Source organism: Streptomyces sp. NPDC087844 (assembly GCF_044742785.1).
Lineage (GTDB): Bacteria > Actinomycetota > Actinomycetes > Streptomycetales > Streptomycetaceae > Streptomyces.
This window is the reverse complement of the sequence record NZ_JBIUVD010000002.1, coordinates 429,732-447,016: the sequence shown is the minus strand read 5'-3', so window position 1 is coordinate 447,016 and position 17,285 is coordinate 429,732. Positions and strand designations below refer to the sequence as shown.

The following is a 17,285-nucleotide window of genomic DNA, read 5'->3' as shown; positions in this document are numbered from 1 at the left end:
GACGGATTCCGATGGCCGGGGCGGTCGCCTCGCTACGATGACGGCATGGGCCATGGAGTCGATGCGAAGAGCAGCGTCCGCGACCGTCTGGACGCCGTCGGCGCCGCGGACGTCGCGGCGACGCTCCAGGCCCTGGCCACGCCTTCCCGGCTGCGCATCCTGGCGCGCCTGCGGGAGGGCCCGTGCGCGGTCGGTGAACTCGCCGAGGCGGCGGACCTGGAACAGTCGGCGTGCTCGCACCAGCTGCGGCTGCTGCGGAACCTGGGGCTCGTCTCAGGAGAGCGGCGTGGACGGTCGATCGTGTACGCGCTGTACGACCACCATGTGGCGGAGCTGCTGGAGCAGGCGCTGCATCACGTGGAGCATCTGCGGCTGGGGCTGCGGGACGAGACGTGACCGCAGCCTGAAGGTGCGGTGGGCGGCGGTCGCGCGGGTGCGGTGGGCGGCGGTCGCGCAGGTGCGGTGGGCGGGTGCGGTGGGCGGGTGCGGTGGGCGGGTGCGGTGGGCGGCGGTCGCGCAGGTGCGGTGGGCGGGTGCGGTGGGCGGCGGTCGCGCAGGTGCGGTGGGCGGGTGCGGTGGGCGGCGGTCGCGCAGGTGCGGCGGTCGCGCGGGTGCGGTGGGCGGCGGTCAGGCGGCGGGTTTGCGGGCCTCGAAGAGGTGGCGGGTGCTGTGGGCGACGAACGGGCCCTCGATCTCGATCCGTTCGTGCAGGCTCAGCAGCCGGGTCCGGTACCGCTCGACGGTGAAGCCGGGCACCATCCACACCACCTTCCGCAGGAAGTGCACGACGGCCCCGATGTCGTGGAACTCCATCCGCAGCCGCGCCGCCCGCAGGTCGACGATCCGCAGGCCGGCCGCCTCGGCGCCGGCGCGCTCGCGGTCGGGGTGACGGTCGCCGCGCCCGGCTTCCGGCTGCGGGCCGAGGAAGTACTCGATGAGCTCGAAGACGCTGCCGGGGCCCACGTGCTGGGCGAAGTACGTACCGCCCGGCTTGAGGACGCGGGCGATCTCCGTCCAGTGCGGCGACACCGGGTGCCGGCTCACGACGAGGTCGAAGACCTGGTCGCCGAACGGCAGCGGGGCGTCCTCCGGGGCGGCGACGACGACCGCGCCGAGCGGATGGAGCAGGGCGGTGGCCTTGGCGACGTTCGGGGGCCAGCCCTCGGTGGCGACGGTGAGCCTCGGCAACTTCCGCGCGGAGGCCAGCACTTCGCCGCCGCCGGTCTGGAGGTCGAGAGCGGCGTCCGCGTCGGCGAGGCGCTCTCCCATGGCGCGCGCGTAGCCCCAGGAGGGGCGTTCCTCGGTGGCCCGCCCCTCGAACCACGAGAAGTCCCACCCGTCGTTGGGGACGGCCTCGGCTTCGGCGACGAGTTCATGGAAGGACCTCATCGGGCGATGGTGACAGGAGGTGCGTACGTGTCGCGACAGGTTTCCCGCCGGGCTGCTGCTCGGCCGGGGCCTCATCGTGTGAAGAGTCCATCGGCTACCGGGTCCTCGTCGAGTACGAGGAGGGTGTGGACGTCGTCGCCGTGCCGGACCGTGCCCGCCGGGCGGAAGCCGTGCCGTTCCAGGAGGCGCACCGAGGCGGTGTTCCCGGCGAACGGGTCGGCGTAGAGGGGGCGGGTGCCCTCCTCGCGGAGGAAGAGCGCGAGGGCTTCGGTGCCGATGCCTCTGCCCCAGTGGGAGCGACCGAGCCAGTACCCGATGAAACGCCGCCGCGTCTCCCCTTCTCCGTCCCCCTCCTCTTCCCACCAGGTGACGACGTGGCCGGCCGGGGCGCCGTCCACGTCGACCGTCCGTACGAGGACGGTGTCGTCGCCGAGGATGCGGGTGGCCCAGTGGGTCATGAAGCGCCCGCGCGGCCGGGCGGTGAACCTCGACCGGCGGGTCGCCTCGGTGTCCTGCTCCTGCTCGAAGAACGCCTCCAGGTCGGCTTTCGCCACGTTCCTCAGCCGTACGTCCGCTTGTGCGTGCGCGTGGTCGCTCATACCGAGGGAGTCTGGCAGCGGGCACTGACAGTCGTCGGGCCGTTGCCGTCGCAGCCGTCGCAGCCGTCGCTCAGGGCACGAGGGGGCGTACCTTTTCGGCGGTGAAGCGGATGAAGCCCTCGGGGTCCGGTTCGTCGGCGGTGGGCTGGAGGATGACGGTGTCGGCGCCCGCCTCCGTGAGGCGCCGCACGGCCTTGGCGACAGCGCCGGCGTCCCCGGCGACACCGAGGTCCGGGACCGACGCCACGCCCTCGACCTCCAGCTCGGCGTGGAGCCGGGCGGCGGCGCCGGGGCCGGTGGCGGTGAGGAGGTAGACGACGACGGTGTGCGGGGCGTCGGTACGGGAGGCCGATGCCCGTCCCTCGTCGATGAGCTGTCGGGCCTTCCGTACGCCGTCGGGTGGCGTACTGGCCGTGAGGATGGTGCCGTCCGCGGCCTCTCCCGAGAGCTTGAGCGAACGGGGGCCGGTGGCTCCGGCGAGGATCGGCACGGGCGCGGACGGGGGCCAGTCGAGGGCGACGTCGTCGAGCTTCACGTACCGGCCGTCGGTGGTGACGCGCTCACCGGCGAGCAGGGCGCGCAGGGCGGCGAGGTACTCGCGCAGGAGCGTCACGGGTGACTCGGCCCGCGCGCCGACCTGCCCCATCCAGTCCTGTACGCCGTGGCCGACGCCCAGGACGGGCCGGCCCGGGAAGAGCCGGTGCAGGGTGGCGGCCTCCATGGCGGTGACGGCCACGTTGCGCAGCGGCACGGGGAGGAGGCCGACTCCGACGCGGAGCCGGTCGGTCCAGGCGAGGGCGGCCGCCGCGGCGGAGATGCCCCCTTCGAGGAAGCAGTCCTCCCACAGCCAGAGCTCCTCCAGCCCCGCGTCGTCCGCTGCGCGGGCCAGGTCTCGCAGGCGTTCTGGTGGCAGTTGGGGCCGAAAGACAGCACCGAGTGAGGTCATGGCCTGTGTCTACCCGGGGGACGGGCGGGGCTCAACCTGTTTGTTCGGATCACTCCGGCAGCGGATCGGCGACGAAGGCGCCCTTGCCGTGGACGGTGACGATGAGCTGCCGCTTTCGCAGCCCCTGGGCGGCGCGGCGTCAGGCACAAGGCGTGGGCCCTGCGGGCCGAAGTCTGGGAACCTGGGTCGGTTACTCATCCACGCATCGAGCTACCCCACCACGCGATGTCATGTGCCCTGACCTGGCGAGGTCTCGTCGTCCTCGGATGCGGCCTGTTGCGAGGCGACGTACGTCCCTCGTTGCGGAACGGTGAAGACGAGTCCCTCTTCCACGATCACCGCGATCGCACGACGGACCGTCGTGCGTGCGAGCCCGTACTGCTGCACGAGCTGGGTCTCACTGGAGATGGGCCTGTTCGGCTGCCATTCGCCCCGCGCGATCCGGGCGCGCAGGATGCCCGCCAACTGCCGGTAGGGCGTGACCGGCCCCTCGTGATCGATTTCAGCGTCCGGCTGGAAGTCCATGATCAGGAAGCTACTCGTACAGATTGGGCTTCTGAAGGAACGGGACAAGGTCGAGGTCCTGGTACGTGGCGGCGTGCTGCCGGTGTCGCTCACGTCGGCGTTCCCGCCGTGCGGGTGTCCTCGGTGCCGGGCGGTGTGGTGCGCACCCCTCACGCCTCCTTCGGGAAGGTGACCTCCACCCTGCGGTTCTTGCGGCGGCCCTGATCCGAGGTGTTGTCGGCGATCGGGTAGTCCTCGCTGTAGCCGCGGACCACGAAGGTGACGTTCATTCCGCCGAGGTTCGAGGCCAGTTCCTCGTGGACGACCTCCGCCCGCCTCTTGGAGAGGGTGAGGCCATGGGCGTACGAGCCGAGGTTGTCCGTGAAACCGAACACGCGGACGTTCGTGGCGTTCTGGGACTTGATCTCGTTCGCGATCGCCGCGATGCGCGCGTTCGCCTCCGGGTTGAGCTTCGAGCTGTCCTTCGGGAAAAGGACCTCCGCCTGGAGCGCGAACGTCACGTTCTCGTTCGTGTCCTCGCGCCGCTCCTCCCCGCCGAGGTCCTCGACGACCGACTTGATGTCGAGCACCCGCGCGGCGGCGAGCGTCGCGCCATCTGCCAGCTTCAGCCCCGGGCTGTTCGCGTCCACCTCGGGTGGCGGGGACGTGGTGACGCTGCCCGGCGGGGCGCTCGGGTCCTCGTCGTCCGCATGGGCCGAGGACAGCGGCGTCATGAAGACGAGGGTGGTGAGGGCGGTGAGGGTGATCGACGTGGCGCGGAGGGTGAGGGGCATGGTCACTCGCCCTCGGAGATCTCTACGGAGGCGGGGGGCATCGACCCGACCTGGAAGGAGACCTTGGTGGCGTCTTCGGGTGGGGCGGGGAACTGGGCGAACCACTCTGTGGTCTCGCCCGACTGCACGCCACCGGTGAACCTGGTGCAGAGGCAGCGTCCCTCTGTGTCGCGCAGCACGAGGTACTTCTTCTTCCCGGTCTGGTCGACCAGGCTGGCCCCCGCGATGGACCCGCCGTTCCCGGCCAGCTCCCGTTCGTCGCCCCGCCAGTCCGCCGCCACCCACGACTTTCCGCTGTTGTTGGTCACCGTCCCCCCGACGGTGACGAAGCCGCCGTCGTCCCTCTTCACCGAGGTGACAGCCAGTGTCAGGCCGCCGCTCTTCACTTCGGCCAGGACCTGCTGCGCAGAGGGTGACTCGGAGCTCTCCTTGTCGTCGCCCCCATCGTTCTTCGCCGGCGAGGAGGACGACGTGTTCTTGTCCGAACCCTCCTCGTCTCCACCCCCGCCGCAGCCGGCCACCGTGAGGACCAGCCCAGTCGTGATCGCCACGGCGGTCAGTACCGTGCGGCCCTTCGTGGTGCGCCGAATGTTCATCGGTACGGCTTCCTTTCACTCGGCCAGTTGCACAGAGAACAGCACGGACGCGTCGGGAAGGTCGTCCAAATCGAAATCTTCGGGGTCGATATCCAAAAGTTCGCCGTCACAATCCAGTTCGACGACGTCCTTCGGATCGTCGGGCACATCGAAGTCGCAGCGGGGCTTGATGACGGCTGCGGCATCGGCATTCGCCCGCATGCCCTCCGTGCCCGGAATGATCGAGTCCCCGACCGTGTAGTTGGTTTGGATCTCCACCTGGTAACCGGGGTAGCCGGCCGCCGTGTAGTTCCCGAACCCCGTTACGGTCGCGTCGTTCTCGGCGGCCAACTCGCTCGCTGCGGCTGCGGCTCCAACGCCGTCGAACCCATCGCCGTCGAGCCAGTCCAGCCAGCCGTCCTCCACGCCGATGGCGCCTACCAGGCCTTCCATCAGCTCGTCCCTGGCGTCCTGTGCGGCCGCCAACGCGGCGGCGTCCGCCGCGGACTGTGCTCCGTTCCGGGCGGACGCCGCTTGGGCGAACGCGAAGAAGGCGAATGCGGCGAAGAGCAGAATTCCCGTCAGCCAGATGGAGATGGGGAGTGTCGACCCTCGGTCACCGCGCAGTTGTGCGGGAGTCAGCCGCCGATGACCTGATTGACCGCGTCCAGGATCGCGCCGGAGATCAGTCCGTCGAGACCGAGCCCGTCGATCAGTGTGAAGATCCCGGCGATGAGGATCATCAGGCCCGCGTACTCGACGAACCCCGCTCCCGCGTCCCGGTCCCGTCCACGCATCCGGGAGGCCACGGTCCGGACCCGTCCGCGAAGCGCTCGCCTCGCCCGCGTGGACCTCTCCGGCTCCAGGTTGTTGGTCACAGCGATCCCTTCCCTCCCACCCAAAACCACTACCGTCCCGCGCACCGTACGTGAGAACCCGCCTACTGCGGGTGGGTCCAGGGGCCCAACTTGTCCTTGTCGGAGTCACCTGTTCCACCTCCCGTGGGCCGTGCCCAGCCAACAGGCGATCGCTTCGCTGCGCGAAGAGCTGTGCAGCTTCGCGAAGATGCGGTTGATGTGATTCTTCACCGTCTTCTCGCTGATGAAGCACGTGGCGGCGATCTGCTGGTTGCTCATGCCGGCCGCGATGAGATCCATGACCTCCACCTCCCGTGAACTCAAGTTGTGCTTTGGGCGGTTGTGGCCGCGGCGGTGGAGTCCCGTCGCGTAGGCGGGGCGAGCCGCCCACGACTGTGCCACAACAGATTGCAGCTGCGAAGAGTTTTGGTTCGGTTCGTACGAAACACCGAGCGAATCCGAGACATCTACGGCGGACGAGGTGAAGGTCGCCGTTCCGTCGCCCAGGTCCCGTACCGCGGTGATCAGTTCGTCCGCGGTGAACTCCCCGTGCACGAGGTAGCCGACCGCGCCCCGGCCCAACGCCTCGGCCACCACCGCGGGTTCGCGGCTGTACGTCAGCATCATCACCGGTGCCAGCCGGGCCAGCCGGGGAAGGGCGGTCAGACCGTCGGTGCCGGGCATGCGTACGTCCAGGAGGATCACGTCGGGGCGGTGACAGGTCGCGGCAGCGATCGCCTCCGCGCCGTCGGCCGCCTGGGCCGCGACCCGGATGTCGGGGTGGGCGTTCAGCAGGGCCGTGAGACCTGCCCGCACGACAGGGTTGTCGTCGGCCACCAGCACTCGCAGGAGCGGGCCGGGAAGTGCCTGGTCAGGCATGTGCCGCCTCCTCGTGGGGAGAGCGTGAGGGAGGTTCGGGGACGGTGGAGGCGCAGGGGAGGGTCAGCATGACCTCCGTGCCTCCGTGTTCGGTGCTGCGCAGCCGGAGCTCCGCGGCCACCGATGCCGCGCGTTCCTGCATTCCCAGCAGGCCGAAATGGCCGGTATTCGCCAGGACGTGTACGTCGTCCAGGGAGACGGCCGTGCCCGTGCCGTCGTCCCGCACCGTCAGGCGCAGGGCGGACCGGGAGAACTCCAGAGTGACTCGCACGTGCGTCGCGTCCGCGTGGCGGTGGGTGTTCTCCAGTGCCTCCGAGACGATCGCCAGGAATTGGCGGGGTGCCCCCGGGGGGAGGGGGAGGGCCGGCCCCGGCCGGTGGGCGAAGGTTGCCTCGATGCCCGTGCGGGACTCGAAGTCCCGAACCCGCGCGTCCAGTTCCGTCACCAAGCTCATCGGCGGGTTGGACATCGCCGTGTGGGCCCGTAGGTCCGTCAGGAGTTCTCTGGACTCCGTCGCCGCCCGGCGTGCCGCTCCCGCCACCGCGGTCGCCTGGGACTTGAGGGTCTGGGGGTTCCTCTCGTTGTCCGCCGCCACTGCCAGGGCCTCCGCCGACAGGGCGAGGCCGTGCAGGGTCTTCGCCACGGAGTCGTGCATCTCCCGGGCCAGACGGGCGCGTTCGGATTCGACGGCCTCCGCGACCGCCAGGCGGGAGTTCGCCTCCGCGAGCGCATGGCCGGCCGTACCGAAGCGGAACATCAGGTTTCGCAGGGTGACCCCGATGACGCCCGCCGCGACGCAGAAGCCCGCGATCAGGAGGGTGCTCGCGCCGGCGCCCGGGCGGTGTTCCCACGCCCTGAACACCGTGAGCAGAACCACCAGTTGCAGTCCGGTGAACACCCCGGAGCCGCGCCATCCGTACAGCAGGCCCGAGAGGAGCGGGGTACAGACCGCCGCGTACGCGAGGGGGGACGCGGGGGACGCCGTGAGCAGCAGTATCGCGCCGAAGACCAGGTCCACCGCCATGAGGGTCGGGTGGGCCAGGAGCTGGGGCGCGCATCTGTCCCAGTCCCTGAGCATGGCGTACGAGCCCATCACGCCCAGGACCGCGGCGGTGAGGACGGCGTGGCGGGGGAAGCCGTCGGCGGCGTTCGCCGTTGCGAAGGGGGCGCCTATCGCGATCAGGGTGAGGCGTATGGCGAAGGCCTGGCGGCACAGGGCTTGTAGCGCGTTGAGTTGGAGGCGGATGCCGCCGGGGGCTGTGGCGTCGTCGGCGAAGTAGCCGGTGCCTCCGGCGGGGAGGGGAGTCCGCACTCTGCGGGTGCGTCGTGGCTGGGCGCGCCCCGCGGCGGAGCCGCCGGATGTCGCAACCCCGCGCCCTTTACGGGGCCACCCCTGTGTCCAGCTGCCGGCCCTCATCTCAGCGCCCCAGGATCGAGCCGAAGTTCGTGCCGGAGCCCAGGAACATGCCCGTGGCGATGAGGATCATCGTGGCCGGGAGCATGAAGACCAGCGTGACCATCGTTGCCTTGGGGATCGTCTTCGCCGCCCGGCGGCGGGAGTTCTGGGCGTCGGTGCGGCGCATGTCCGTGGCGAGCTGGATCAGGGTGTCCGCGATCGGGGAGCCCAGCTCCTCGCCCTGCTGCAGCGCCGAGACGAACTGGGCCACCTGCTCGGAGGAGTTGCGCCTGCGCAGTTCGTCGAAGGCCTGGCGGCGGCTGACGCCCATGTCCATCTGGCGGAGCGTGATGCGCAGCTCGTCCGCCCATGGGCCCTCGTAGTGGTCGGCAACCCGTTCCAGGGCCTGCCGGAAGCCCAGGCCCGCCGACACCACGACCGCCAGGACGTCCAGGAAGTCGGGGAGGGTGCGGTCGATGACCTCCTTGCGTTCACGGATCGCCTGCCAGATCAGGGCGTCGGCGGCCAACAGGCCGAACGCCAGGGCCAGCAGGGCGAAGAGCGTCCGGCCGTTGCTCAGGAAGATCAGGAAGAGCAGGGCACCGAAGACTCCGTACACCGCCCGGCGGGCCGCGTAGCGGTTCAGGGTCAGGCCGCCGGGGTTGCCCGCCATGTCTATGCGGCGCCGTTTGGCGTCGACCCGGCGGGGGCCCATCAGGCGCAGTACGAGCGGGGCGAAGCGCATGCCGAGGCGGTCGACGGCCGAGTCCGCCTTCGAGACGCGGGTTCCGCCGACCTCCAGCGCGAGGGCCATGTCGCCGGGGAGTTTGGCCTCCGCGCGGTACATGCGGATGCCGAGGAGGAAGCCTCCGACGGCCAGGCCCATCAGCGCGGCGAGCAGCAGAGCGATCATCCTGGTCCCCTCCTCATAGTTCCCTCACGGTTCCCTCACACTTCGATCTTGCCGAGGCGGCGGATCACGAAGAAGCCGATCGTGTAGAGGCCCATGGCGATCAGTACCAGGGTCTGGCCCAGTGGGGAGCCGGTCACCTTCGCCAGGGCGCCCTCGTTCGAGGAGTTGACGAGGAGGAGGGAGCCGAGGCCGAGGAGCGGCACTGTGAAGGCCGTCGCGTTGACCTCGGAGAGCATCGTGCGGACCTCGCGGCGGGTTTCCTTGCGGTCCTCCAGGGTCTTGGTGAGGTTCCGCAGGGAGTTGACGACCGTGCCGCCCGCCTTGTTGGACAGGACCAGGGTGGTGACCAGGACGACGAGTTCGCGGGACGGAAGGCGTTCGGCCAGTTCACCGAGGGCGTCGTCGACCGAGCGGCCCAGGGTCAGCTGGTCCGCGACCCGGGCCAGCTCCTCCCCCGCCGGAGCCTCCAGTTCCTCCGCCGCCATCGCCAGGGCCGTGCGCAGGGCGAGGCCCGCCGCCGCCGCGTTGGCCAGCAGGCGGGCCACGTCCGGGAGCTGGTTGATGAAGGCCTCGATGCGCTTCTGGCGCTGCCAGTTGAGGAAGATCGCGGCACTCCAGACGCCGACCAGGCCCGCGATGGGGCCGAAGAACGGGGCCAGGGCCGCGGCCGCGATCAGCCAGAGCGCCACGACCACGACGGCGACGTACGTGAAGAACTCGCCCGGCGTCACGTCGAGTCCCGTCGCCGACAGGCGCAGCTGGATCGTGCGGCCGAGGCGGGTGCGGCGCAGCCGGCGGTCGACGGCGGCGAAGCGGCGGGCCCGGCCGGCGGCGGTGCGCAGGGGGCCGCCGCCGGAGAGGCGGTCGACGAGGGCCTGGCGCTGGGCGCGGCCGGACGCGTACGTGTGTACGCCCGCGACGGCCAGCGTGCCGCACAGCATCGTGGCGCCGAGGGCGAGGGGGACCGCGTTGTTCACGGCTCGCTCCTCTCGGTCGGGACTGCGACGGCCGCGATGGCGGCGACGGCTCCAGCCACTCCAGTCGCTCCCGTGGCTGCGGTCACTCCCGTGGTTGCGGTCACTCCCGTAGTTGCAGTCGCTCCCGTGGTTCCAGTCGCTCCCGTGGTTCCAGTCGCTCCGGTGGGTGTCATCCGATCGCCTGCCGGGTGTTGAGGACGTCCATCGCCTCCGCCACCCCGAAGGCGGGCGGCAGCGGCTCGTTGGCCACGTACAGCTTCTCCGCGATCGAGCGTGGCAGCGGAAGGTGTTCGAAGTGGCCGTGGACGACCCGGTCGGGGCCCGTGGGGCGCGGGACGAAGCGGGTCACGGGCACGACGCGGAACTGTTCGCGGCCGTGCGAGACCAGCAGCGCGATCTCGGTGACCTTGCGGGAGCCGTCGGCGTGCCGGGTGAGCTGGACGACGACGTCGACCGCGGAGTTGATCTGGTCCTTGAGCGCCTCGAACGGGATCTGCACCTCGGACATCGAGCCGAGGGTCTGCAGGCGCATCAGGGCGTCCTCGGCGGAGTTCGAGTGGACGGTCGCGAGGGAGCCGTCGTGGCCCGTCGACATGGCCTGCAGCATGTCGAGGGTCTCGCCGCCGCGGACCTCACCGACGATGATGCGGTCGGGGCGCATGCGCAGGGAGTTGCGGACCAGGTCGCGGATGGTGATCTGGCCCTTGCCCTCCACGTTCGGGGGGCGGGATTCGAGGCGGATCACATGCTCCTGCTGAAGTTGCAGTTCCGCGGAGTCCTCGATGGTGATGATGCGCTCATGGGACGGGACGAGTCCGGAGAGGGCGTTGAGGAGCGTGGTCTTGCCCGAGCCCGTACCGCCGCTGACGATGACGTTGAAACGGGCCCGGACGAACGCGGCGAGCAGCATCAGCATCTGCTCGTCGAGCGAGCCGAGACCGATGAGTTCGGGGAGCGTGTACGCGCGGGGGAAGCGGCGGATCGTGAGGGTGGGGCCGGTGAGGGCGAGCGGCGGGATGATGACGTTGACGCGCTCTCCGGTGGGGAGGCGGGCGTCGACCATCGGGTTCGACTCGTCCACACGGCGGTTGACCGTGGAGACGATGCGCTCGATGGTCTGCATCAGCTGCTCGTTCGAGGCGAAGCGGAGCGGGAGCTGCTCCACGCGTCCGGCGCGCTCGACGAAGATGGAGTCCGGGCCGTTGACCATGATCTCGGTGATCGACGGGTCGGCGAGGAGCGGTTCCAGGACGCCGAGGCCCAAAGCCTCGTCGACGACCCTGCGGATCAGCTGGGAGCGCTCGGTGGTCGACAGGACCGGGCCCTCGCGGCTGATGATGTGCCCGAGGACGCGCTCCAGGCGTATGCGCCGTTCGGCGGCCGCGAGGCTCGACATCTCCGCGAGGTCGATCTCCTCCAGCAGCTTGGCACGGTAGACGGCGACGAGGTGTCCGTCCTCGCGACCGGCTCCGCCCTCCTCGGGTGCGGCGATACGGGCTCGCAGGCTCATGTCTTCAACTCCTCTCGGTCGGGCGGTGGTGCGGTCGTGCGGTCGGTGGTGCGGTCGTGCGGTCAGTCGTCGGTGGGCATCGTGGCGTGGCGTTCCACCGTCACGCTCGGCAGGAGGGGGATGACGGCGGGGACCTGGAGCGTGACCGTCGCGGTGGTGAGGTCGGCGCCCTCGGGCGCGGACACGTTCGGGTTGAGCCAGCCACTCACCGCCGCCTGGCCCGCCGCGGCGCCGTCGTCGCCCTGCGAGGCGGCCCGTGCCGCGGCCCGCGCCGCCGAACCGGCCTGGTTGATGCCGTAGCCGATCAGGCCCAGCTGGATGGCGGCCATCCCGACCAGCAGCAGGATCGGCAGGAAGCCGGCGAACTCCAGCATGGATACGCCCCGGTCGCCCCGCAGACGCCCACAGCGGCCTTTCAGGAAGTTCCACGGGAAGTTCCTCGGGCGGCTCTTCGGGCGGCTCTTCGGGCGGCGCTTCATCCGTCGTCCCCTTCCAGTGCGGCCCCCGCCTCTCCCTCGACCGTCCAGCCCGCGTCGAACCCCGGGAAGAACAGGGGCACCTGAGCGGTCACCGTGGCCTTCATGACCGGGCCCTCCACGCCGCAGCCGATCCCGGCGCCGTCCCAGGCGCCCGGCAGGTGCTCCCCGCCGGCCGCGGCGCAGGCGCCCGCGACGTCGCCGTCGACCGCGTACGCCGCCGTCGCCGCCCGTGCCGCCTCGTCCGCCGCGTTCCCGACGAGGGAGTAGGTGTAGCCGTACAGCGCGCACTGCCACAGGATCGTCATCACGACCAGCAGGATCGGGAACATGCCGGCGAATTCGAGGGTGACCGCGCCCCGGTCACCGCCCTTGCGGCGCAGGGAGAGGGAGCCCCTGTCCTTGTCCGGGGAGGCTCTGCGGCGACGGCCGCCACCGCCTCCTGCGGGCTGCTCGGCCATCAGCCCCAGCTCGCCCGCCAGGGCCCACAGTGCCTGCTTGACCGTGGAGCGGGCGTCCAGGTCCTGCATGCGGCCGGCGTCCACGACGGACTGGAGTTCCTTGTAGGAGGCCGGGATCGTGGTGCGGACGACCTTGGTGCCGGTGACGCGTTCGACCAGGGACGGCTGGATCTCCGTACCGCGGGCGAAGCGGTTGACGACCGTGCGGGTCTCCTCGGCCTTGCGGATCTGGAGGCGGTCCCACATGCGGACCATGCGTTTGGCGGCGCGGACGGCGACGACGTCGGGGGTGACCAGGAGCAGGGCCTGGTCGGCGAGTTCGACGGCGGCGGCGTTCGCGGCGTTCAGCTGGGCGCCGCAGTCGACGACCACGAGGTCGTAGCGGGAGCGCAGGGCGCCCAGGACCTGCCGGGCGACCCGGTCGGTGATCTCCTCGCCGCGTTCGCCCTCGGCGGGGGCGAGGAGCAGGCCGAGGCCGGTGTCGTGGGCGTAGACGGCGTCCTGGAGCACGCGCGGGTTGATGTCGCTGATCGCGGCGAGGTCGGCGATGGAGCGGCGGAACTGCACGTCCAGGTACGAGGCCACGTCGCCGGACTGGAGGTCCAGGTCGAGCAGGGCGACCGAGCGGCCCGAGGACTGGGCGGCCAGGGCGAGCTGGACGGCCGTGACCGTCGCGCCGACGCCCCCCTTGGCGCCGGTCACCGTGACGATCGTGCCGCCCGGTCCCGTGTACAGCTCGGGGGTGGCGCTGCCGCCCAGGTGGCGGCGCATGCCGGTGGACCAGGCGGCGGCGGCCTGGACGCGTTCGGCGAGGGCCTCGTAGCCGAGCGGCAGGCCGACGATGCCGCGCGCGCCGCAGTCCATGGCGGCGGTCAGTACGCCGGTGCTGGTGTCGGCGGTGATGAGGACGACGCCGACGGCCGGGAAGCGCAGGACCAGGTCGCGGATGACGTCGAGCGCGGGGACCGGGCCGATCCGCTCATGGACGAGGACGACCTCGGGCAGTTCGTCGAGGGATTCGGCGGCCAGCCGGGCCAGGGTGTCCAGCAGGGCCGTGCTGTCGGGGACCGGCGGGGCGGGTTCGGCGTCGGCGAGCTGGCTCAGGAGGGTGCTGAGGGCGCGGGCGGAGTCGATGTCGCCGACGGCGGGCAGGATGCGGATGGTCATCGGCGTGACCTCGCGTGGGACAGCTTCGCGGATGCTGAGCGCATCACGGCCTCCTACTTGTCCTCGTCGAGGGTGTACGAGCGGTCGCCGGGGGCGACGGTGGCGTCGGCGCCGCCCGCGATCAGGGCGAGGCGGACGTGTTCGGCGAACGACTCGGCGTACGCGACGCGCTGGGCGTCGGCGGTGTCGAGGGCGAACGTGATCGGGACGGCCTCGTTGGCGGTGCGCCGGCGGTCGTTGCCGGACTGGCCGGGGTCGAGCGCGGTCAGTTTGCCGACGTCGATGACGCGGGCGTTCTGCACGATGACCTTCGACTGGTTCTTGCCGTTGTCGCTCTCGTCCTTGAACGTGGCGTAGATGTTGACCCGCGAGCCCGGGTTGATCTTGCCCGCCACACCGGTCGCCGCGTCGATCAGGATCGCGATCTCCTGCTGGCCCGCCTGCAGGGCGGGCCGGTCGACGATCATGTCCGTCTGGAGCAGCGAACCCTTCTTCAGCTGCGTGACGGCGATCTTGCCGCGGACCTGGGAGAGGCTGGTGACCGCGGTGGACGACAGCCACCGCTCGGGCATCGAGACCTTCTCGAACTGGTCGGCCGACAGCTCCTTGTAGGGCGCGATGTCGTCCTTCAGGCGGTATGCCGCGACCTCGGGGCCGACCTTCGAGTTCACGTCGCGGATCACCGAGAGCACTCCGGCGAAGGCGCCCACGGCGCACAGGACCGAGAGGACCAGCAGGATGACGCCGCGGCGCTGGCGCGAGTTCACTACATCTCACCTCGTGGGGGCGGTGCCGAGTTCAAGGGGTGTTCACCGGTACTGAGGGGTGTGCGGGGCTCACGTAGCCCCTCGGGGCAGGGCACGTACCGAAGAGGCTGCCCGCGCGACGGCCTTCGGAAGCTCGTTCGACGAGGGTGGCGGCAACGGCGCCGCACAGAAACCGCAGCGGTCACCGATGAGTTCGAGACCGCACCAGTGGCACTCCTCGCGCCGTACGGACGAGACCAGTTGGTAGAGCACGGACACGTCGTAGAGGCCCGCGGCGAACTCGGCGACCTTGCCCGTGCCCCACCAGCGGGCCGACTCGGCGGGCAGCGGCACGGTCGCGACACCCTGTACGTGCCAGGCGGGGGCGAGCGTTCCGGTGAGCCAGTCGGCGGGCAGCTGTCCGGCCGCGACGAGCATCCGCGTCCCGAACTCGGGCCCGGTCAGCTCCTCCTGCCCGACGCGCACCAGTTGGGGCCGCGGAGTGGCCAGTACGGCGAACTGGGCGCCCGGCATCCACGACTTGGCGTGCGAGGTGAGCGAGACCGGGATCCGGTCGAGTCTGGCGACCGAGTTCAGCAGGGCGCCCGAGTAGATGTAGTGGGCGAGCAGCCGCGCTGAAGAGGCCAGCACTCCGGGGCTGAAGTCGCAGACGGAGAGCTGGCGCAGTTGCTGGGCGAGCAGGGCGAGACCCAGCGGCGGCAGATCGAGGCCGAGCAGCGCGATGCGGTCGCTCTCCAGAACGGACCGCACCGCGTGCAGCCGCCGGATCACGCGGGCCGGCGCGGAGGACGGGTAGAGCGCGATCACATAGCCGTGCTGCTCGATGAGCGCGTGCATGGCCGTGATGGAGGCTTCGAGGCTGTCGAGGGGCTGGACGACGGCGGGCGGGGTCTGTCGGTCGTGCGGCGGGAGCACCAGATCGGAACTGGTGACGGCTATCGCGGTCGGCACGCTGCACACCACCCCGTTCACTGGGACGGGGTGGTCAACCGCGTCCCAGATCGCCCCTGTATCGCCTGATTATTGTCGTAAACGTTGTCGTGAGTGTCGCCATCAGTCCCGCACGGACGGACACAACTTGCCACTGTGGCGCCCTTCCGCAACTGCACCTTATCCACGGCGTGCGCCGCTCAACACCGGATCCTTGAGATCAATTCACGCAACGTACGACGTGATCCACACAGAGTGATCCGCGCACGCCTCAACTGCGCCGGTTGTCAGGGGCGTTGACCTCACCGAAGGTCTTGACAACCTGATTGGTCTGGACCAGTTTGGAGAGGCGACGGTGGCCACCGTGTCAGGACCTGTCCCACAGGCCCTTGTCCCCTCCCTCACCCCCACTCCCCCACCGGAGGTCCCAGTGGACCGCGTATCAGGCATACCCAGACGCAGACGGACATGGGCCGGTGCCCTCGCCGCCGTACTCGCCGCGTCCGCCCTCTCCCTGGCCGGTGCCGGCCAGGCCTCGGCCGCGGACGTCAACAACACGAAGAACGCCGGCTTCGAGTCGGGGCTCTCCAACTGGACCTGTTCGGCGGGCAGCGGCGCCGCCGTCTCCTCTCCCGTGCACGGGGGTGCGGCGGCCCTGAAGGCCACCCCGGCCGGGCAGGACAACGCCCGCTGCAGCCAGACCGTCGCGGTGAAGGCCAACTCGACGTACACGCTGAGCGCGTGGGTGCAGGGCGGGTACGCCTACCTCGGCGCGAGCGGCACGGGCACGACGGACGTGTCGGCATGGACCCCGGACTCCTCGTCCTGGAAGCAGCTGACGACGTCCTTCACGACGGGCGCGAACACCACGTCCGTGACGGTCTACACCCACGGCTGGTACGGGCAGGCGGCCTACTTCGCCGACGACGTGTCCGTGTTCGGGCCCGACGGGGGCGGCGGTGGCGACCCCGACCCGGTGGTCCCCACGACACCCGCCGGCCTGAACGTGGCCTCCACGACGTCCTCCGCCGTCTCCCTCGCCTGGAACCCGGTGTCGGGCGCGAGCGGCTACAACGTCTACCGCAGCGGTACGAAGGTCGCGGCGGTGACCGGCACTTCGGCCACGGTCACCGGGCTGGCCGCCTCCACCGCTTACTCCTTCCAGGTCACCGCGACGAACACGGCCGGTGAGTCGGCGAAGTCGACCGCGGTCACCGGGACCACCAAGGCGTCCTCGGGCGGCGGGGGCAACCTGCCCAAGCACGCGGTGACGGGCTACTGGCAGAACTTCAACAACGGCGCGGCCGTCCAGAAGATCTCCGACGTCCCGTCCCAGTACGACATCATCGCGGTGTCCTTCGCGGACGCCACGTCGACACCGGGCGCCGTGACCTTCAACCTCGACTCGGCCGGGCTCGGCGGCTACACCGTCGACCAGTTCAAGGCCGACGTCCAGGCCAAGAAGGCCGCGGGCAAGAAGGTGATCGTCTCGATCGGCGGCGAGCGCGGCACGGTCGCGGTGAACGACTCCGCCTCGGCGGCGAACTTCGCGAACTCCGTCCACTCCCTGATGCAGACGTACGGCTTCGACGGCGTCGACATCGACCTGGAGAACGGCCTCAACGCCACGTACATGACGCAGGCGCTGCGGTCCCTGTCGGCGAAGGCGGGCTCCTCACTGATCATCACGATGGCACCGCAGACCATCGACATGCAGTCCACGTCGAACACGTACTTCCAGACGGCCCTGAACATCAAGGACATCCTCACGGTCGTCAACATGCAGTACTACAACAGCGGTTCGATGCTCGGCTGCGACGGCAAGGTGTACTCGCAGGGCTCGGTTGACTTCCTGACCGCCCTCGCCTGCATCCAGCTGGAGGGCGGCCTCGCCCCGTCCCAGGTCGGCCTCGGCGTCCCGGCGTCGACGCGCGGCGCGGGCAGCGGATACGTCTCCCCGGCCATCGTGAACAACGCCCTGGACTGCCTCGCCAAGGGCACGAACTGCGGCTCCTTCAAGCCGTCCAGGACCTACCCGGACCTGCGCGGCGCGATGACCTGGTCCACGAACTGGGACGCCACGTCGGGCAACGCGTGGTCGAACGCGGTGGGGCCGCACGTGCACGCGCTGCCGTAGTGCCGTAG

The 17,285-nt window shown here is 70.5% G+C and carries 19 protein-coding genes; 2 read left to right on the top strand and 17 right to left on the bottom strand.

Annotation, left to right across the window (positions count from 1 at the left end):
- The first annotated feature begins 45 nt into the window (after positions 1-45).
- The gene (locus ACIOKD_RS05605) at positions 46-396 is read left to right on the top strand and encodes an ArsR/SmtB family transcription factor (protein WP_402078556.1); all 351 of its coding nucleotides are present in this window, start codon (positions 46-48) and stop codon (positions 394-396) included.
- Positions 397-627: 231 nt separating this feature from the next.
- Here ACIOKD_RS05605 and ACIOKD_RS05600 read toward each other — a convergent pair whose 3' ends face one another.
- The 17 genes from ACIOKD_RS05600 to ACIOKD_RS05520 all read right to left on the bottom strand — a co-directional run bounded on the left by ACIOKD_RS05600 (position 628) and on the right by ACIOKD_RS05520 (position 15,161).
- Positions 628-1,389: a methyltransferase domain-containing protein gene (locus ACIOKD_RS05600; RefSeq protein ID WP_402078553.1), complete on the bottom strand. Its 762-nt coding sequence runs from the start codon at positions 1,387-1,389 to the stop codon at positions 628-630.
- A gap of 71 nt (positions 1,390-1,460) precedes the next feature.
- Positions 1,461-1,988, bottom strand: coding sequence for a GNAT family N-acetyltransferase (locus tag ACIOKD_RS05595; protein WP_402078550.1), 528 nt, complete (start codon positions 1,986-1,988; stop codon positions 1,461-1,463).
- Positions 1,989-2,058: 70 nt separating this feature from the next.
- Positions 2,059-2,934: an LLM class flavin-dependent oxidoreductase gene (locus ACIOKD_RS05590; protein WP_402078547.1), complete on the bottom strand. Its 876-nt coding sequence runs from the start codon at positions 2,932-2,934 to the stop codon at positions 2,059-2,061.
- Between the two features lie 228 nt (positions 2,935-3,162).
- Positions 3,163-3,459, bottom strand: coding sequence for a GntR family transcriptional regulator (locus tag ACIOKD_RS05585; protein ID WP_402078543.1), 297 nt, complete (start codon positions 3,457-3,459; stop codon positions 3,163-3,165).
- 149 nt (positions 3,460-3,608) lie between these two features.
- Positions 3,609-4,172 carry an OmpA family protein gene (locus tag ACIOKD_RS05580; protein WP_402079220.1) on the bottom strand — a complete coding sequence of 188 codons (564 nt, stop codon included), beginning with the start codon at positions 4,170-4,172 and terminating at the stop codon, positions 3,609-3,611.
- A gap of 62 nt (positions 4,173-4,234) precedes the next feature.
- Positions 4,235-4,828 carry a hypothetical protein gene (locus ACIOKD_RS05575; protein ID WP_402078541.1) on the bottom strand — a complete coding sequence of 198 codons (594 nt, stop codon included), beginning with the start codon at positions 4,826-4,828 and terminating at the stop codon, positions 4,235-4,237.
- A 15-nt stretch (positions 4,829-4,843) separates the two neighbouring features.
- Entirely contained in the window at positions 4,844-5,434 is a 591-nt protein-coding gene (locus tag ACIOKD_RS05570; RefSeq protein ID WP_402079218.1) for a pilus assembly protein TadG-related protein, read from the bottom strand.
- A gap of 11 nt (positions 5,435-5,445) precedes the next feature.
- Complete coding sequence (locus ACIOKD_RS05565) at positions 5,446-5,685, bottom strand: hypothetical protein (protein ID WP_402079268.1); 240 nt, start codon at positions 5,683-5,685, stop codon at positions 5,446-5,448.
- Between the two features lie 105 nt (positions 5,686-5,790).
- On the bottom strand, positions 5,791-6,543 hold the full coding sequence (locus ACIOKD_RS05560) for a response regulator (protein ID WP_402078539.1): 753 nt from the start codon (positions 6,541-6,543) through the stop codon (positions 5,791-5,793).
- Complete coding sequence (locus tag ACIOKD_RS05555; RefSeq protein WP_402078536.1) at positions 6,536-7,855, bottom strand: sensor histidine kinase; 1,320 nt, start codon at positions 7,853-7,855, stop codon at positions 6,536-6,538. Before ACIOKD_RS05555 ends, ACIOKD_RS05560 begins: the two co-directional genes overlap by 8 nt.
- Before the next feature lie 106 nt (positions 7,856-7,961).
- Positions 7,962-8,852, bottom strand: a complete 891-nt coding sequence (locus tag ACIOKD_RS05550; RefSeq protein ID WP_402078534.1) for a DUF5936 domain-containing protein — start codon at positions 8,850-8,852, stop codon at positions 7,962-7,964.
- 35 nt (positions 8,853-8,887) lie between these two features.
- Positions 8,888-9,793: a type II secretion system F family protein gene (locus ACIOKD_RS05545; RefSeq protein WP_402079215.1), complete on the bottom strand. Its 906-nt coding sequence runs from the start codon at positions 9,791-9,793 to the stop codon at positions 8,888-8,890.
- A 205-nt stretch (positions 9,794-9,998) separates the two neighbouring features.
- Positions 9,999-11,339 (bottom strand): CpaF family protein, encoded by a 1,341-nt coding sequence (locus tag ACIOKD_RS05540; RefSeq protein ID WP_402078532.1) that lies wholly within the window; start codon positions 11,337-11,339, stop codon positions 9,999-10,001.
- Between the two features lie 62 nt (positions 11,340-11,401).
- On the bottom strand, positions 11,402-11,818 hold the full coding sequence (locus ACIOKD_RS05535) for a TadE family protein (RefSeq protein ID WP_402078530.1): 417 nt from the start codon (positions 11,816-11,818) through the stop codon (positions 11,402-11,404).
- Positions 11,815-13,443, bottom strand: a complete 1,629-nt coding sequence (locus ACIOKD_RS05530; protein WP_402078528.1) for a CpaE family protein — start codon at positions 13,441-13,443, stop codon at positions 11,815-11,817. Before ACIOKD_RS05530 ends, ACIOKD_RS05535 begins: the two co-directional genes overlap by 4 nt.
- Before the next feature lie 53 nt (positions 13,444-13,496).
- Positions 13,497-14,210, bottom strand: a complete 714-nt coding sequence (gene cpaB, locus ACIOKD_RS05525; protein ID WP_402078526.1) for a Flp pilus assembly protein CpaB — start codon at positions 14,208-14,210, stop codon at positions 13,497-13,499.
- A 69-nt stretch (positions 14,211-14,279) separates the two neighbouring features.
- A complete protein-coding gene (locus tag ACIOKD_RS05520; RefSeq protein WP_402078524.1) occupies positions 14,280-15,161 on the bottom strand; it encodes a hypothetical protein in 882 nt (293 codons plus the stop codon).
- A gap of 409 nt (positions 15,162-15,570) precedes the next feature.
- Between ACIOKD_RS05520 and ACIOKD_RS05515 the strand changes: the two genes are divergently transcribed.
- Positions 15,571-17,277: a chitinase gene (locus ACIOKD_RS05515; protein ID WP_402078522.1), complete on the top strand. Its 1,707-nt coding sequence runs from the start codon at positions 15,571-15,573 to the stop codon at positions 17,275-17,277.
- Positions 17,278-17,285: the final 8 nt, after the last annotated feature.

Excerpts from the sequence above, each read along its gene's own strand:
- ACIOKD_RS05545 (WP_402079215.1), bottom strand. The coding sequence starts at position 9,793 with ATGCTGTGCGGCACGCTGGCCGTCGCGGGCGTACACACGTACGCGTCC.
- ACIOKD_RS05580 (WP_402079220.1), bottom strand. The coding sequence starts at position 4,172 with ATGACGCCGCTGTCCTCGGCCCATGCGGACGACGAGGACCCGAGCGCC.
- ACIOKD_RS05535 (WP_402078530.1), bottom strand. The coding sequence starts at position 11,818 with ATGAAGCGCCGCCCGAAGAGCCGCCCGAAGAGCCGCCCGAGGAACTTC.
- ACIOKD_RS05585 (WP_402078543.1), bottom strand. The coding sequence starts at position 3,459 with ATGGACTTCCAGCCGGACGCTGAAATCGATCACGAGGGGCCGGTCACG.
- ACIOKD_RS05540 (WP_402078532.1), bottom strand. The coding sequence starts at position 11,339 with ATGAGCCTGCGAGCCCGTATCGCCGCACCCGAGGAGGGCGGAGCCGGT.
- ACIOKD_RS05600 (WP_402078553.1), bottom strand. The coding sequence starts at position 1,389 with ATGAGGTCCTTCCATGAACTCGTCGCCGAAGCCGAGGCCGTCCCCAAC.
- ACIOKD_RS05550 (WP_402078534.1), bottom strand. The coding sequence starts at position 8,852 with ATGATCGCTCTGCTGCTCGCCGCGCTGATGGGCCTGGCCGTCGGAGGC.
- ACIOKD_RS05575 (WP_402078541.1), bottom strand. The coding sequence starts at position 4,828 with ATGAACATTCGGCGCACCACGAAGGGCCGCACGGTACTGACCGCCGTG.
- ACIOKD_RS05530 (WP_402078528.1), bottom strand. The coding sequence starts at position 13,443 with ATGACCATCCGCATCCTGCCCGCCGTCGGCGACATCGACTCCGCCCGC.
- ACIOKD_RS05590 (WP_402078547.1), bottom strand. The coding sequence starts at position 2,934 with ATGACCTCACTCGGTGCTGTCTTTCGGCCCCAACTGCCACCAGAACGC.
- ACIOKD_RS05595 (WP_402078550.1), bottom strand. The coding sequence starts at position 1,988 with ATGAGCGACCACGCGCACGCACAAGCGGACGTACGGCTGAGGAACGTG.
- ACIOKD_RS05605 (WP_402078556.1), top strand. The coding sequence starts at position 46 with ATGGGCCATGGAGTCGATGCGAAGAGCAGCGTCCGCGACCGTCTGGAC.
- ACIOKD_RS05560 (WP_402078539.1), bottom strand. The coding sequence starts at position 6,543 with ATGCCTGACCAGGCACTTCCCGGCCCGCTCCTGCGAGTGCTGGTGGCC.